The following is a 13,850-nucleotide window of genomic DNA, read 5'->3' on the forward strand; positions in this document are numbered from 1 at the left end:
GCCGGCCGGCGTCGGAGGGAGCCGGGGCACCGGGCGTTCGCCAGGGTGCGCGCGCCGCCCGACCGGAGGTCGGGGGCGTCACTCGGCGTCCAGGTCAGACCTCGAGGACCTGGCGGCCGTTGTAGGTGCCGCAGACGGAGCAGGCGGCGTGCGGCAGCTTCGGGGACTTGCACTGCGGGCAGGCCACGGTCGCGACGGCCGCGGTCTTCCACTGCGCCCGACGGGCCCGGGTGTTGCTGCGCGACATCTTGCGCTTGGGGACGGCCACGGTTCTTACTCCTCTTTACGGGTCAGTTGCGACAGGGCCGCCCAACGCGGGTCGACCTGCTGGTGGCTGTGATCGGCCGGCAGCTCGTCCCAGGCCACCCCGCAGTCGGGGCACAGGCCCGGGCAGTCCTCCCGGCAGAGCGGGTTGGTCGGCAGCGTGAGCACCACCGCGTCCCGCAGTACCGGCTCCAGGTCGATCAGATCGCCCTGCATCCGGCCCACCTCGTCCTCGTCGGCCGTCATGTCCGTGGTGCTGTTCTCGTACGCGTACAGCTCCTGGATCGGGACGGCCACGGTGTCGTCGATCTCGCGCAGGCAGCGGCTGCACTCGCCCTTGATGGGACCGCTGACGGTCCCGGAGACGAGCACCCCCTCGGACACCGACTCCAACCTCAGGTCGAGGTCGAGGTCCGCGCCCTCCGGCACGCCGATCAACTCCACGCCGAGGTCCGCCGGTGCCGGTACCACCCGCTTGACCGTACGCAACGCACCAGGCCGGCGCGGCAGCTCCCTCGTGTCGAGGACCAGCGGCGACCTGGGGTCGAGTGGTGAAGGCGTGTGTTTGGGCATAGTCAGACTCCGGCCGTGAGGGCCGACAAACGAGGTTACCTGGGCGATCGCCGCAGCGTCGAATCGGGGGCGGCGTCCTGCCCGGGGTGAGGTGTCGGCCTGGTGCCCGTGTCGACGTCCTCGGCCCGGCCCAGGACTTCGACACCGGCCCTAGAAGGGTAGCGGGCGTTCGGCCTCGTCCCCGGCGAACGTGCCGATCTCCCGCAGGGCGTGCATCTTGTCCCGGCCACGCTCGATCGAGGCGAGTGCCCGGGTGAGGAACTGCTCGAAGTTCGCGAGCGCGGTGTCGACGTAGTCGTCGACCTCCTCGCGCAGCCGCTGAGCCTCGGCCCGGGCCTCCGCGACGATCCGGGCACCCTCGTGCTCGGCGGACACCGTGATCTCGTTCACCGACACGAGCCGGGCGTGTTCCGCCTCACCCTCGCTGATGATCCGGTCGGCCTCACGCTTGCCGGCCTCCATGATCTTGTCGCGCTCCTCGAGCAGCGCGGCGGCCCGGCGCAGGTCGGCGGGGAGCTCAGCGCGCAGCTCGTCGAGGGCGGCGATCATCTCGCCCCGGTCGACCATGCAGTTGTTGCGCGACATCGGGACGGAGCGGGCCTGCTCCACCATGGCGATCAGTTCGTCGATGCGATCGAGCGGGTCCACCGGCACCTCACTCCTGTCGTTCGTCGGCCGACCTCAATGATGCGGGCTGAACCCGGATTCGGCGCTCCACACATGATGAGGTGTGCCGACCACGTCCACACCATCCACCCCACCCCGGCGCGTCGCCCCGCCCGCGACTCCACTCCGCCGAACGGGCACATTCTGCCTCGACCAGAGGCGCGAACCCGGGCGAAAGGGGACAGGAACCGCGCGGTCGCGGGGGTGGTGGGTTCGGGTCAGGTGCGCGCGGTCGGGGGATGCAGGCGGGTCACCAGGGCTTCCCGGACGACGTCGGGGACGTGGGCGGAGATGTCGCCACCCCACTTCGCCACATCCTTGACCAGGCTGGAGGAGAGGAAGGAGTAGAGCGGGTTGGTCGGCATGAAGAGCGTCTCGACGCCGGCCAGACCGATGTTCATCTGGGCCATCTGCAACTCGTAGTCGAAGTCGCTGACCGCCCGCAGGCCCTTGATCAGCACGCTCGCCTGCTGCGCCCGGCAGAAGTCCACCAGCAGACCCCGGAAGGACTCCACCCGCACGTTGTCGTACGACTTGGTCACCTCGCGGAGCATGTCGATGCGCTCCTCGACGGTGAACAGGCCGGTCTTCGACTGGTTGACCAGCACGCCGACGATCACCTCGTCGAACAGCCGGCTCGCCCGGCCGATGATGTCGAGGTGACCGTTGGTGACCGGATCGAACGAGCCGGGACACACCGCACGTCTCATGATCGGCGACCGTACCAAAGGGTGGTCTCGCCGTAGCGGCGACTGCGCTCGCCGGTGACGCCCTGCACCCAGTCGACCGCCCCGGTGCGGCTCGACCGCTCCACCACCACGAGCGCGTCCGGGGCGAGCCAGCCCTGATCCACGAGTGCGCGGAGCATCGCGGAGACCTCCTCGTCGGGCACCGAGTACGGCGGATCGGCGAAGACCACGTCGTACGGGTCGCCGTCCGGGCCCGCGCCGAGCACGGTCCCGACCTTGCCGGTGACCAGCCGCACGGCCGACCCGGCCCGCAAGGCGGCCACGTTCTCCCGGATCACCCGGGCGGCGCGCGGGTCGGACTCGACCAGCAGCACGTGCTCCGCCCCCCGGGAGAGCGCCTCCAACCCGACCGCCCCGGACCCGGCGTACAGGTCGGCGAACCGGGCGCCGTCGAGGTCCACCTCCGCCTGCACCGCGCTGAACAGCGCCTCGCGGACGCGGTCGGACGTCGGCCGGGTGCCGGCGCCGGGCGGCGCGGCGATCCGCCGCCCGCCCAGGGTGCCGGCCACGATCCGGGTCACCGCCTGCTCCTCATGGGGATGACGCTACGTCACCCGCCCCTGGGCGACGCCGACCCCACCGGTAATCCGATCACCCACCCGCCGGACGGACGGCGGCAGCCTCGGGCGATCGTGCAGCGGAAGCCGCTTCCACACCGGATGGTCATCGAGCGATGACCATTGGTGCATCAATGATCACAAATCTACAACATCGCATGGACGTTCTCATCCGGACCCCCGCGATTCATGACCGATCAGTACAGTCACCCATCGCGTCCGCCCGCAACGGGCGCACCGCGTGCCGGGCGAGCGTCGATGAGCCGGCGGGCCACCACTGGCCGCTGCTGTCTCCCGCCCGCCCAGCCACACGTCCACACCCCCCTCATCAGGAGCAGACGTGAACCGTCTCCAGCCCTTGTTCCGGCGCGTCATGGCTGTCGCCGCCGGAACGCTGCTCGGCCTCAGCGGCGTCGCGATCCTCGCCGCCCCCGCCAGCGCCCACCACAGCGAGGTCAAGGTCCAGGCCAAGTGCGACACCGCCACCGGCGAGTGGGTGGTCGACTGGACGATCAAGAACTATGCGCCCAGGAACGTGAAGAAGTACAAGTTCGACGAGGTCTCGGCCAAGACGTTCGTCGGGGAGACGGCCACCGACGTGACCATCCCCGGGATCGCCGTCACCGAGGGCGACAACTACCCGCACGCCACCGACCAGCCGCTGACCGCGACTCAGCGACTGGACGGCAAGATCACCAAGGCGTCGCTGTCCGTCCAGGCGGCTTGGGACAACGGCTTCAAGGAGCACAAACCGGTCTCGGCTGCGATCGAGCTCGGCGGCACCTGCGTCAAGGACCAGCCGCCGGCGCCGAAGACCCCCAAGCCGACGGCCAGCGTCACCGCCGACTGCGAGGGCGTTGTCGTGGTCAAGCTCGAGAACGCCGAGGACGCCACCGCCCCGGCGGGATTCATCGTCACCGGTACGGACGGTTTCACCGAGACGGCCACCGTCGAGCCCGGCAAGAACGCGTCCGTCACGGTGCCGGCCAAGAACGCCGGCAGCATCAAGGTGGTCGTGGAGGGCGTCGAGGAGCCGCTCTTCGAGGGCAAGCCCGCTCCGGCCGAGAACTGTGTCGAGCCTGGCGAGCCGGCCGGCGCCTACCAGTCCACCTGCGACGAGCTGATCTTCGAGATCAGCAACCCTGAGGACGGCGAGACCGTCACGGTGACCTTCACGCCGAACAAGGGCGAGCCGAAGACGCTGACCGTGAAGCCGGGCGAGAGCGGCACCGTGTCGTTCCCGGCCGAGGAGGGCCTGACCGTCACGCCGAGCGCCGAGGGCCTGGAGGACACCGAGCCGATCGCCTGGGAGAAGCCGGCCGACTGCGCTCCCGGTGGCGGCGGCGGGGACGAGGACGAGCCGACCCTGCCCCTGACGGGCGCCGCCACGGGCGGCATCATCGCCGGCGCGGCCGTGCTGCTCGCGGGCGGCGCGGTGCTGTTCGTGCTCGCGCGCCGCCGGAAGCTCCGCTTCACCGCCTGAGCGGAATCCACCCGAGCGGGGAGGGCGCGCCGACCACCGGGTCGGCGCGCCCTCCGTCATTCGGCGCCGCTCCGACCAGCCGCCGTCCGTCAGCCCTTCTCCAGGTACTCCGCGCGGTCGGCGTCGACCAGCGCGGCCACCGAGGCGGCCAGCGCCGGATGACGGGTGAGGTCGGGATCCTCCTCGACCAGGGCGATCGCCTCGGCGCGGGCGTCGCGGATCAGGTCCGCGTCGCGCAGCAACGACAGCAGCCGCAGGTGCGAGCGGCGGCCGGACTGGGTCGCGCCGAGCACATCGCCCTCCCGGCGCTGCTCCAGGTCGAGCTCGGCGAGCTTGAAACCGTCCGTCGTGGACGCCACAGCGTCCAGCCGCTCGCGGGCGGGACTGCCCTCGGTCGCCTCACTGACCAGCAGGCAGAGGCCCGGCGCGGCACCCCGGCCGACCCGGCCCCGCAGCTGGTGCAGCTGGGACACGCCGAACCGGTCGGCGTCCAGCACGATCATCACGGTGGCGTTGGGCACGTCCACCCCGACCTCGACGACCGTGGTGGCCACGAGCACGTCGAGGTCACCGCCGGCGAAGGAACGCATCACCGCGTCCTTCTCGTCGGCGGGCAGCCGGCCGTGCAGCACGCCGATGCGCAGCCCGTGCAGGGGCCCCTCGGCGAGCAGCGGCGCCACCTCGGTCACGGCGAGGGGTGGTCGGCGCCCGGTGTCGTCCTCGCGCGGCGCCTCCTCCTCGGCCTGCGCGCCGTCGCCGATCCGCGGGCACACCACGTACGCCTGGTGGCCGGCCGCCACCTCCTCGCGTAGCCGGCGCCAGGCCCGGTCCAGGAAGGCCGGCTTCTCCGCCGCCGGTACGACGTGCGACGCGATCGGGGATCGACCCCGGGGCAACTGGGAGAGTGTGGACACCTCCAGGTCGCCGTAGACGGTCATGGCGACCGTGCGCGGGATCGGCGTGGCCGTCATCACCAGCACGTGCGGCGGATGGTCGGCCTTGGCCCGCAACGCGTCCCGCTGCTCGACGCCGAAGCGGTGCTGCTCGTCGACCACCACCAGGCCGAGGTCGGCGAAGTCGACACCCTCGTACAGCAGCGCGTGCGTGCCCAGGACGATGCCGGCGGCCCCACTGCGCACCTCGCCGAGGGCGCGGCGGCGGGCCGCCGCGCCGAGCGAACCGGTGACCAGCTCCACCCGCGTGGCGTGCTCGGCCGCGTCCAGCTCACCGGCCCGGCCGAGCGGCCCGAGCAGGTCGAGGATGCCCCGGTGGTGCTGGGCGGCGAGCACCTCGGTCGGGGCGAGCAGGGCGGCCTGCCCGCCCGCGTCGACCACCTGGAGCATCGCGCGCAGCGCGACCACCGTCTTGCCGGAGCCGACCTCACCCTGGAGCAGCCGGTGCATCGGGTGGGCGGTGGCCAGGTCCGCGGCGATCTCCGCGCCGACGTCGCGCTGGCCGCCGGTCAGCTCGTACGGCAGGCGGGCGTCGAACGCGTCGAGCAGGCCACCCGGCGCCGCGGGGCGGGGCCGGGCCGGACGGGCGGCGGACCGGTGCTTGCGCTGCACCAGCGTGAGCTGCACGGCGAACGCCTCGTCCCACTTGAGCCGGCGCCGGGCCCGGTAGAGCGCCTCCTTGCTGGACGGGCGGTGGATCTCCCGCAGCGCGGTGTCGAGCCCCACCAGGTTGCGGGTGGCCCGCACGGTGGCCGGCAGCGGATCGTCCGGCGGGGTGACCGTGTCCAGCACGACCCGGACGCAGCGGGCGATCACCCACGTCGGCACGGCGGCCGCGGCCGGGTAGACCGGGATCAGCGCGCCCGCGAACTCCTCGACCTCCTCGCTCGCCGCCGCCTCGCCCTCACCGCCGGAGCCGAGCAGCACGTACTCCGGGCCGTTGAGCTGCCGCTTGCCCCGGAACTCGGTGACCTTGCCGGCGAACAGCCCCCACCGGCCGGGGCGCAGGTCCCGCTCGCGCCAGGCCTGGTTGCCGAAGAACGTCAGGGTGAGGGTGCCCCCGGAGCCGTCGCCGACCGTCACCTCCAGCAGGTTGCCCCTTCGCTGCCGCATCGGCCGCACGGCGGTGCGCTGCACCTGGGCCAGCACCGTGACCTGCTCGCCGACGTCGAGCGAGCGGATGTCGGTGTGCTCGCCGCGCTCGTCGTACCGCCGGGGGACGTGGTAGAGCAGGTCGCCCGCGGTGTGCAGGTCGAGGTGGCCGGCGAGGGCCTTCGCCGTCTTCTCGCCGACCAGCTTCTTGAGCGGGGTGTCGACCGTGGCCTGCTCGGACGTCATTCGACCCCCACCAGGAGCGGGTAGTACGGCTGGCCACCCGGGTACGCGTGCACCTCGACGAACGGCCAGGCCCGGGTGACGTGGTCGCGCACGGCGTCGGTGAGGCCGGCCGGGGCGTCCGCCCCGGACAGCAGCGTGACCAGCTCGCCGCCGCCACCGAGCATCCGGTCGACCACGGCGGTGCAGGTGTCCAGCAGGTCCGACCCGATCAGGTGCACCTCCCCGTCGACGAGGGCGAGCACGTCACCCGGACGGCAGGGGCCGGCGACGGTCAGCGCCTCCCGGCTGGCGTGACAGACCTCCGCGTACCGGCAGGCACCGGCGGCCTCGGCCATCGCGATCACGTCGTCCTCGAAGCGCCGGCCGGGGTCGCGGACGGCGAGGGCGGCCAGGGCCTGCACCGGCGACCGGGTCGGCACCACGCTGACCTTGACGCCGAGCCGGTGCGCCTCCTTGGCCGCGTTGCTCGCCACCGCCTGCGTGTTCGGGTCGTTGGGCAGCACCACCACCCACGCGGCGCCGGTCGCGCGGATCGCGTCGAGCAGCTCGCCGGTGGACGGGTTGCCGGGCACCACGGTCGCCCCCTCGCCGGCGAACAGCTCGGCGATGCCGGCCCCGGCGGCCACCACCACGGCGGCCCGGCCGGCCGGGACCGTCGGCGCCTCGTCCGGTGGGCCGGCCGGACCCGGCCCGACCTGGTCGGCGAAGCGGGTCACGGTGATCCGGTGCGGGCGGCCGGCGACGACCCCCGCCTCGATCGCCGCGCCGACGTCGTTGACGTGCACGTGCACGTTCCACGTACCGACGGAGGCGACGCCGTCGCCCACCACCACCAGCGAGTCGCCCAGGCCGGCCAGCTCCTCCCGCAGCCGCCGCACCGCCGCCGGCTCGGCGTCGAGCAGGTACTGCACCTCGTACGCGTACGCCTCGGAGCCGGTCTCCCGGACGGCGGTGGCCGGCGGGCCCGCCGGGCGCGGCGGCGCCGCCGCCGGATGCTCCGGGCGCTCGCCGGTGACGACCTCGACCAGGGCGTCGAGCAGCAGGCAGAGGCCTCGGCCACCGGCGTCGACCACGCCGGCCCGGGCCAGCGCGGGAAGTTGCTCGGGAGTGCGGTTCAGCGCATGGCCCGCCTCGTGCGCCGCGGCGCGGGCCACGGCGCGCAGGTCGTCGCTGTCGGCCCGCTCGGCCGCCCCGGCGGCGGCGGCCACGACCGTGAGCAGCGTCCCCTCCACCGGGGTGGCGACGGCCGCGTACGCGGCGGTGGTCGCGTGGCGCAGCGCGGCGGCCAGCTCGCGCCCCCGCACGGCGGGAGCGGCGGCCACCGCGTCGGCGAAGCCGCGCAGGATCTGCGACAGGATCACCCCGGAGTTGCCCCGGGCGCCGAGCAGGGCGCCCCGGGCCATCAGCCGCAGCGCGTGCCCGTGCGGGGTCGGCGCGTCGCCGGGGAGCGTCTCCAGGTCCATCGCCAGCGCCTGCTGCGCGGAGGTGAGGGTGAGCACCAGGTTGGTGCCGGTGTCGCCGTCGGGCACCGGGTAGACGTTGAGATCGTCGATCTCGCCCTGGTGCCGCTTCAGCGCGGCCAGCCCGCCCGCGCACCAGCGGCGGACCGCGGCGGCGTCGAGGGTGTCCAGCACGGCGAGTAGCCTACTGGCGCGCACCGACACGTGCCGGGGGTCGGCGGGTGGCGCCCGGCGTGTCCGGCCGCGCCGGGGGCGATTGGTCGCCGGGCCGGGGTATCGGGTAACCTGACCAGGTTGCCCGGGCAGCGCCTGGCGGCGACCTCATGAACGTTTCAATCCCAGGAGTATCCCGTGGCTAGCGTGTGCGACGTCTGTGGCAAGGGGCCGGGCTTCGGCCACAACGTGTCCCACTCGCACCGGCGGACCAACCGCCGCTGGAACCCGAACATCCAGTCGGTGCGGACCCCGGCCGGTGGTGGCAACACCAAGAAGATGCAGGTCTGCACCTCCTGCATCAAGGCCGGCAAGGTCACCCGCGCCTGACGCGGTAACAGCTCGGCGAAAGCCGGCGGACCCCTTCGGGGCCCGCCGGCTTTGCCGTGTCCGGGTACTGGTGAGTGGTGTTAGGAAGGGACCCTTTTAGTGCACCAGGCGTCAAGAAGGGGCCCTTCCTTTCACAGTGTGCGGGAGAAGGAGATGCAACCTGGGGCGTCCTTGTAGAAGCCGAAGTTGGGGATGCGCTCGTAGCCGGCCGAGGAGTAGAGGGCGATCGCCTCGGGCTGCTTGTCGCCGCACTCCAGGACGATCCGCTTGCGGCCCTGCTCGCGCGCCGACCGCTCCACCGCCGCCAGCACCGCCCGGGCCACGCCCCGGCCCCGCGCCTCGGGGGCCACGTACATGCGCTTCAGCTCGGCGACGTCCCCCTCCGCTCCGTGGCTGCGCCAGCCGCCGCAGCCGACCGGCCGGCCGTCGAGCAGGGCGACCAGGAACGTGCCGGCCGGCGGCTCGAACTCGGCCGCGTCCACCGGGGTCTCGTCGCCGCTGCCGCCGTACCGCTGGCCGAGGTCGGCGAGGGCCGCCCGGATCAGCGCCTGCGACTCGGGCGCGTCGAAGCGGGCGGCGTGGATCTCCAGGTTCTGCACACGTAAAGGGTACGACCGACCTGGGCCCTTACCGGAAGTGGTCCCAGCCGGCGGGGCCCTCCCACTGCCGCCCGTCCACCGTCACGCCGGAGCCGGCCGTGACCGTGCCGACCGGCCGCCACCCCTCGGGCAGCGGCGCCGTCGGGGGGAAGGTCGCCGCGAGGGCGTGGTCCTCGCCACCGGCCAGCAGCCAGGTGTACGGGTCGACGCCGAGCGCCTGGGCGGCATCGCGCATCTGCCGGGGCACCTCGAACGCGTCCCGGCGCACGTCCACGGCGACCCCGCTCGCCCGGGCGATGTGCCCGACGTCGGCCAGCAGCCCGTCCGACACGTCGATCATGGCGGTCGCGCCGGCCTCGGCCGCCTGCGGACCGGCCGCGTACGGCACCTCGGGCCGCCGGTACGCCTCGACCAGCAGCCGGGGGGTCCGGAAGCCCCGGGACAGCACGGTGAGCCCGGCCGCCGCGTACCCGGTCCGGCCGGCGAGGGCCACCACGTCCCCGGGCCGGGCCCCCGCCCGGGTCACCGGGGCCCGGCCATTGAGATCACCGAGCGCGGTCACCGCGATGGTCAGTGTCGGACTCGACGACATGTCCCCGCCCACCACGCTGGCGCCCACCGTGGCCGCCTCGGCGGCCAGCCCGTCCGCCAGTTCCTCGGCCCAGGCGGTCGCCAGGTCCGCCGGCATGCAGAGGGCGACCAGCAGGGCGGTCGGCCGCGCGCCCATGGCCGCCACGTCGGCCAGGTTCGCCGCGGCCGCCCGGTGGCCGATGTCACGCGCGCCGGACCAGTCCCGCCGGAAGTGCCGCCCCTCCACCAGTACGTCGGTCGAGGCGACGACGCGGGCGTCGGGTGCCGCCACCACCGCCGCGTCGTCCCCGGGACCGAGCAGAACGGTCGATCCGTACGACAACCGGGCGGTCACCCGGTCGATGAGACCGAACTCTCCCACCCCCACGACGCTCGTGCCGTGCTCGCTCACCGCTTCTCCTTGACCACCGATCGGATTCAGACCTGGTCCGTAAGGTACTTTCTCCCTTCGGGCCGCTCACGCAGCGGCGACGGACGGAGGTCTAGTCGTGGTTCAGGCGTACATCCTCATCCAGACTGAGGTCGGCCGGGCGCGTGACGTGGCCGGTGAGATCGCGGACATCCCCGGCGTGGTACGCGTCGACGCCGTCACCGGGCCCTACGACGTGGTCGTGCTCACCGAGGCGAACACCGTCGACGAGCTCGGCAAACTCATCGTCAGCAAGGTGCAGATGGTGCCCGGCATCACCCGCACCCTCACGTGTTCGGTGGTGCGCCTGTAAGTGGACAAGATGACCGACTCCTCCGTGACCGACGACACCCGCGACGAGACGAGCGAGCCCGCCGCGGCACCGGGCCGCGACCGGCCCACCCGCGGCGCCGCCCTGATCGCGACGGCGGTCGCGCTGCCGGTGACCGTGCTGGTGGGCGCGCTGGCGTTCGCCCAGCTCACGCCGGACGAGCCGGCGGCGGGGCCGACCCCGTCGGCGTCGGCTCCCCGGGCGCAGTCCACCGCCCCGGTCGAGATGGCCGCCCCGCCCCTGGCCGAGCGGCCCGCCACGGTCTGCCGCGCCCTGCTCTCCCAGCTGCCACCGACCATCCGGGAGCTGTCGCAGCGTCCGGTCACCGCGGGCGCCGAGCAGAACGCCGCGTACGGCGACCCGGCGCTCACCGTCGCCTGCGGCGGCGCGGAGCCGACCGTGGGCGCCACCGACGACGTCTGGCTGGTCAACAAGGTCTGCTGGCACGGACGGCAGGAGAGCGACGCCACCGTGCTGACCACGCTGGACCGCGAGACCGCGGTGGTGGTCCGGGTGCCGCGGGCGTACGAGCAGCCGTTGCAGTGGGTCTCCCCCATCTCCGACACGATCGTCGCGTCGGTCCCGTCGGCCGGCCCCGCGCCCTCGGGCTGCCGGGGCTGACCCGTACGCACCGCACGCCGCCGCGCCCGCTGCGAAGCGCGTCTCCGTCAGGAGTGGCCTCCCGCGCCTCGCGGAGGCCACTCCTTCCGGAGGGCGCGGATCCACCGCGGGGTGGTGGGCGGCCTCAGTGCAGGCCGACGCCCCGGTGAAGGGCGGTGCGGATGAGGCGGTTGACGAGCTTCGGGTACTCCAGCCCGGAGGCCGCCCACATGCGCGGGAACATCGACGACGGCGTGAAGCCCGGCATCGTGTTGATCTCGTTGAGGTAGACGTCGAGCTCCGGGGTGACGAAGAAGTCCACCCGGGCCAGGCCGGCACAGTCGATCGCGGTGAACGCGCGGACCGCGTACTCCTGGATCTGGCGGGTCACCCGCTCCGGCAGGCCGGCCGGGATGTCGTACTCGCAGGCGACGTCGGCGTCGATGTACTTCGCCTCGAAGTCGTAGAAGTCGTAGTCGCCGACCACCCGGACCTCGGCGAGCACGGACGCCTCGGGCGCGCCACCGGCCTCGCCCTCCAGCACCCCGCACTCGATCTCCCGGCCGGCGATCGCCCCCTCGACGAGCACCTTCGGGTCGATCTGGCGGGCTACGGCGACCGCGTCGTCCAGCTCCGCCCAGTCGCTGACCTTCGTGATGCCGAAGGACGAACCGGCCCGGGAGGGCTTGACGAAGACCGGCAGGCCGAGGCGGCGCTTGTCCTCCTCGCTCAGCGTCATGCCGTTGCGGAGCACCACGTACGGGCCGACGGGGATGCCCTCGGCCGCGCAGAGCTTCTTGGTGAACTCCTTGTCCATCGCCGCGGCGGAGGCGAACACGTTCGCCCCGACGTACGGGATGCCGGCCATCTCCAGCATCCCCTGGATGGTGCCGTCCTCGCCGTACGCGCCGTGCAGCACCGGGAAGACCACGTCCACGTCGGCGAGCGCCCGGGGACCCTCGGTCGGGTCGAGCACCATCAGTCCGTTGCCGGTCGGGTCGGCGCGCAGCACGATGTCGGTGCCGGACTCCGCGGTGATCTCCGGCAGCCGCCGGGCGCTGATCGCGAGGTGCCCGGGGTCGCCGCTGGTCAGGACCCACTGGCCGGCACGGGTGATGCCGACCGGCACGACCTCGTACTCGTCGGGGTCGAGTGCCGCGAGCACACTGCCGGCGCTGACGCAGGAGATGCCGTGCTCCGGGCTGCGGCCGCCGAAGACGATCGCCACGCGGGTCCTGCCTGGGGTGGTCATCGGCCCTCACCTCTTCGTACCCGACTCGCGCTCACCCGGTTGACCTTACTGTGCGTGGCGAGGGTCGGCGGGCCATACCCGGGCAGAGGTCGGCGTGGTCAGCAACCGGTCGATCGGTGCTACACGGTGCGTAACCGGACCGTCAGGTCCACCGGGGCCTGCTCCCGCCCGTTACGCTGCTCGTCCTATGAGCTCCGACGCCCTCATCGACTCGCTCTCGGCGGCCCTGGACGGCCGACCGGACGACCTGCCGCTCCGCCTGCACCTCGCCGCGCTGCTGCTGGACGCCGGCCGGAGTGGTGAGGCGATCGCGCAGATCGGCCAGGCGCTCGCCCGCGATCCGGGCAGCGACGAGGCGCAGGCGCTCATGCAGCGGGCGCTGACGGGTCGCGTACCCCCGCCGCCGGCACCGACCCCGGCGGTCCCGCAGCCGGCCGGAGACGCGGCCGGCGCGACGGCGGATCCGCTCGCCGCCTACGAGCAGGAGCTGGCGGACGTGGTGCCGCCGCGCTTCGCCCGGGCGGGCGACGAGCCGGAGCCGGTGGCCGGGGACGCGGACCGGATCTACGACGTGGAGGTCTCCGCGATCCGGCTGGCCGACGTCGGCGGCATGGCGGCGGTCAAGGAGCGGCTGGAGCTGGCCTTCCTCGGCCCGTTGCGCAATCCGCAGCTGCGGAAGATGTACGGCAAGAGCCTGCGCGGCGGCCTGATGCTCTACGGGCCGCCCGGCTGCGGGAAGACGTTCCTCGCCCGGGCGGTCGCCGGGGAGATGGGCGCCAGGTTCATCTCGCTGTCCATCGTGGACGTGCTCGACATGTGGATGGGCAACTCGGAGCGCAACCTGCACGAGCTGTTCGAGGCGGCCCGCCGCAACGCCCCCTGTGTGCTCTTCCTCGACGAGGTGGACGCGCTCGGCCACAAGCGCTCCCAGGTCAGCTCCAGCTCGATGCGGACGCTGGGCAACCAACTCCTGGCGGAGCTGGACGGCATGGAGGGCAGCAACGAGGGCGTCTTCGTGCTGGCGGCCACCAACACTCCCTGGGACGTGGACCCGGCGCTGCGCCGTCCGGGGCGGCTGGACCGGGTGGTGCTGGTGCTGCCACCGGACGCCGAGGCCCGACGGTCCATCCTGGAGTACCACCTGCGGGAGCGCCCGATCGCCGCCATCGATCTGCGCAAGGTGGTCGCCGCCACGGAGGACTTCTCCGGCGCCGACCTCGCCCACCTGTGCGAGACGGCCGCCGAGTTCGCGATGGCCGACTCGGTGCGGACCGGCGAGGTGCGGATGATCGAGCAGCGTGACCTGGACCGGGCGCTCAAGGAGGTCCGGCCGTCGACGCGGCCGTGGATGGCGACCGCCCGCAACGTGGCGATGTTCGCCAACGAGGGCGGCGTCTACGACGACCTGGTCGGGTACCTGAAGAAGCGCCGGATGCTCTGAGCGACGCGGTGGGGACGGCCCGGCGGGTTCCGGCAACCCGC

The 13,850-nt window shown here is 73.3% G+C and carries 15 protein-coding genes; 5 read left to right on the forward strand and 10 right to left on the reverse strand.

From position 1 onward, the window contains the following. Positions 1 to 94: 94 nt before the first annotated feature. The 5 genes from rpmF to rsmD form a co-directional block, all read right to left on the reverse strand. Positions 95 to 268: a 50S ribosomal protein L32 gene (gene rpmF / locus ACN26Y_RS01065; RefSeq protein ID WP_155333642.1), complete on the reverse strand. Its 174-nt coding sequence runs from the start codon at positions 266 to 268 to the stop codon at positions 95 to 97. Positions 269 to 273: 5 nt separating this feature from the next. Continuing rightward, positions 274 to 837, reverse strand: a complete 564-nt coding sequence (locus tag ACN26Y_RS01070) for a YceD family protein (protein WP_155333643.1) — start codon at positions 835 to 837, stop codon at positions 274 to 276. 150 nt (positions 838 to 987) lie between these two features. Next, positions 988 to 1,485, reverse strand: a complete 498-nt coding sequence (locus ACN26Y_RS01075; RefSeq protein ID WP_155333644.1) for a hypothetical protein — start codon at positions 1,483 to 1,485, stop codon at positions 988 to 990. A gap of 236 nt (positions 1,486 to 1,721) precedes the next feature. Beyond that, positions 1,722 to 2,213, reverse strand: coding sequence for a pantetheine-phosphate adenylyltransferase (gene coaD, locus ACN26Y_RS01080; RefSeq protein ID WP_155333645.1), 492 nt, complete (start codon positions 2,211 to 2,213; stop codon positions 1,722 to 1,724). Further along, positions 2,210 to 2,773, reverse strand: a complete 564-nt coding sequence (gene rsmD, locus ACN26Y_RS01085; RefSeq protein WP_155333646.1) for a 16S rRNA (guanine(966)-N(2))-methyltransferase RsmD — start codon at positions 2,771 to 2,773, stop codon at positions 2,210 to 2,212. The genes coaD and rsmD overlap by 4 nt, the downstream gene beginning before the upstream one ends. Positions 2,774 to 3,149: 376 nt before the next feature. On the opposite strand from rsmD, the gene ACN26Y_RS01090 reads away from it, so the two are divergent. Then, positions 3,150 to 4,292 (forward strand): LPXTG cell wall anchor domain-containing protein, encoded by a 1,143-nt coding sequence (locus ACN26Y_RS01090; protein ID WP_155333647.1) that lies wholly within the window; start codon positions 3,150 to 3,152, stop codon positions 4,290 to 4,292. 89 nt (positions 4,293 to 4,381) lie between these two features. Here the strand turns inward: ACN26Y_RS01090 and recG are convergent, their stop codons facing one another. Both recG and ACN26Y_RS01100 read right to left on the reverse strand, forming a co-directional pair. Continuing rightward, entirely contained in the window at positions 4,382 to 6,583 is a 2,202-nt protein-coding gene (gene recG / locus ACN26Y_RS01095) for an ATP-dependent DNA helicase RecG (RefSeq protein ID WP_155333648.1), read from the reverse strand. After that, complete coding sequence (locus ACN26Y_RS01100; RefSeq protein WP_155333649.1) at positions 6,580 to 8,217, reverse strand: DAK2 domain-containing protein; 1,638 nt, start codon at positions 8,215 to 8,217, stop codon at positions 6,580 to 6,582. Before ACN26Y_RS01100 ends, recG begins: the two co-directional genes overlap by 4 nt. Positions 8,218 to 8,394: 177 nt before the next feature. Here ACN26Y_RS01100 and rpmB point away from each other — a divergent pair, with 177 nt between their 5' ends. After that, a complete protein-coding gene (rpmB, locus tag ACN26Y_RS01105; protein WP_088963534.1) occupies positions 8,395 to 8,586 on the forward strand; it encodes a 50S ribosomal protein L28 in 192 nt (63 codons plus the stop codon). Between the two features lie 131 nt (positions 8,587 to 8,717). Here rpmB and ACN26Y_RS01110 read toward each other — a convergent pair whose 3' ends face one another. Together ACN26Y_RS01110 and ACN26Y_RS01115 are read right to left on the reverse strand one after the other, a co-directional pair. Continuing rightward, the gene (locus tag ACN26Y_RS01110; protein WP_155333650.1) at positions 8,718 to 9,185 is read right to left on the reverse strand and encodes a GNAT family N-acetyltransferase; all 468 of its coding nucleotides are present in this window, start codon (positions 9,183 to 9,185) and stop codon (positions 8,718 to 8,720) included. 28 nt (positions 9,186 to 9,213) lie between these two features. Continuing rightward, the gene (locus tag ACN26Y_RS01115; protein ID WP_155333651.1) at positions 9,214 to 10,167 is read right to left on the reverse strand and encodes a thiamine-phosphate kinase; all 954 of its coding nucleotides are present in this window, start codon (positions 10,165 to 10,167) and stop codon (positions 9,214 to 9,216) included. 97 nt (positions 10,168 to 10,264) lie between these two features. Between ACN26Y_RS01115 and ACN26Y_RS01120 the strand changes: the two genes are divergently transcribed. After that, the gene (locus ACN26Y_RS01120; RefSeq protein ID WP_155333652.1) at positions 10,265 to 10,498 is read left to right on the forward strand and encodes an Lrp/AsnC ligand binding domain-containing protein; all 234 of its coding nucleotides are present in this window, start codon (positions 10,265 to 10,267) and stop codon (positions 10,496 to 10,498) included. Next, complete coding sequence (locus ACN26Y_RS01125; protein ID WP_370463285.1) at positions 10,499 to 11,137, forward strand: DUF3515 family protein; 639 nt, start codon at positions 10,499 to 10,501, stop codon at positions 11,135 to 11,137. Between the two features lie 124 nt (positions 11,138 to 11,261). On the opposite strand, the gene ACN26Y_RS01130 is transcribed toward ACN26Y_RS01125, so the two are convergent. Next, positions 11,262 to 12,368, reverse strand: coding sequence for a D-alanine--D-alanine ligase family protein (locus ACN26Y_RS01130; protein ID WP_155333654.1), 1,107 nt, complete (start codon positions 12,366 to 12,368; stop codon positions 11,262 to 11,264). Between the two features lie 187 nt (positions 12,369 to 12,555). Between ACN26Y_RS01130 and ACN26Y_RS01135 the strand changes: the two genes are divergently transcribed. Then, entirely contained in the window at positions 12,556 to 13,809 is a 1,254-nt protein-coding gene (locus tag ACN26Y_RS01135) for an ATP-binding protein (protein WP_155333655.1), read from the forward strand. Positions 13,810 to 13,850 lie beyond the last annotated feature (41 nt).

Source organism: Micromonospora sp. WMMD558, from assembly GCF_049315255.1.
Taxonomy (GTDB): domain Bacteria; phylum Actinomycetota; class Actinomycetes; order Mycobacteriales; family Micromonosporaceae; genus Micromonospora.

Bases quoted from the DNA above. Each gene is read 5' to 3' on its own strand.
- coaD (WP_155333645.1), bottom strand. From the start codon at position 2,213: ATGAGACGTGCGGTGTGTCCCGGCTCGTTCGATCCGGTCACCAACGGT.
- ACN26Y_RS01070 (WP_155333643.1), bottom strand. From the start codon at position 837: ATGCCCAAACACACGCCTTCACCACTCGACCCCAGGTCGCCGCTGGTC.
- ACN26Y_RS01135 (WP_155333655.1), top strand. From the start codon at position 12,556: ATGAGCTCCGACGCCCTCATCGACTCGCTCTCGGCGGCCCTGGACGGC.
- ACN26Y_RS01130 (WP_155333654.1), bottom strand. From the start codon at position 12,368: ATGACCACCCCAGGCAGGACCCGCGTGGCGATCGTCTTCGGCGGCCGC.
- recG (WP_155333648.1), bottom strand. From the start codon at position 6,583: ATGACGTCCGAGCAGGCCACGGTCGACACCCCGCTCAAGAAGCTGGTC.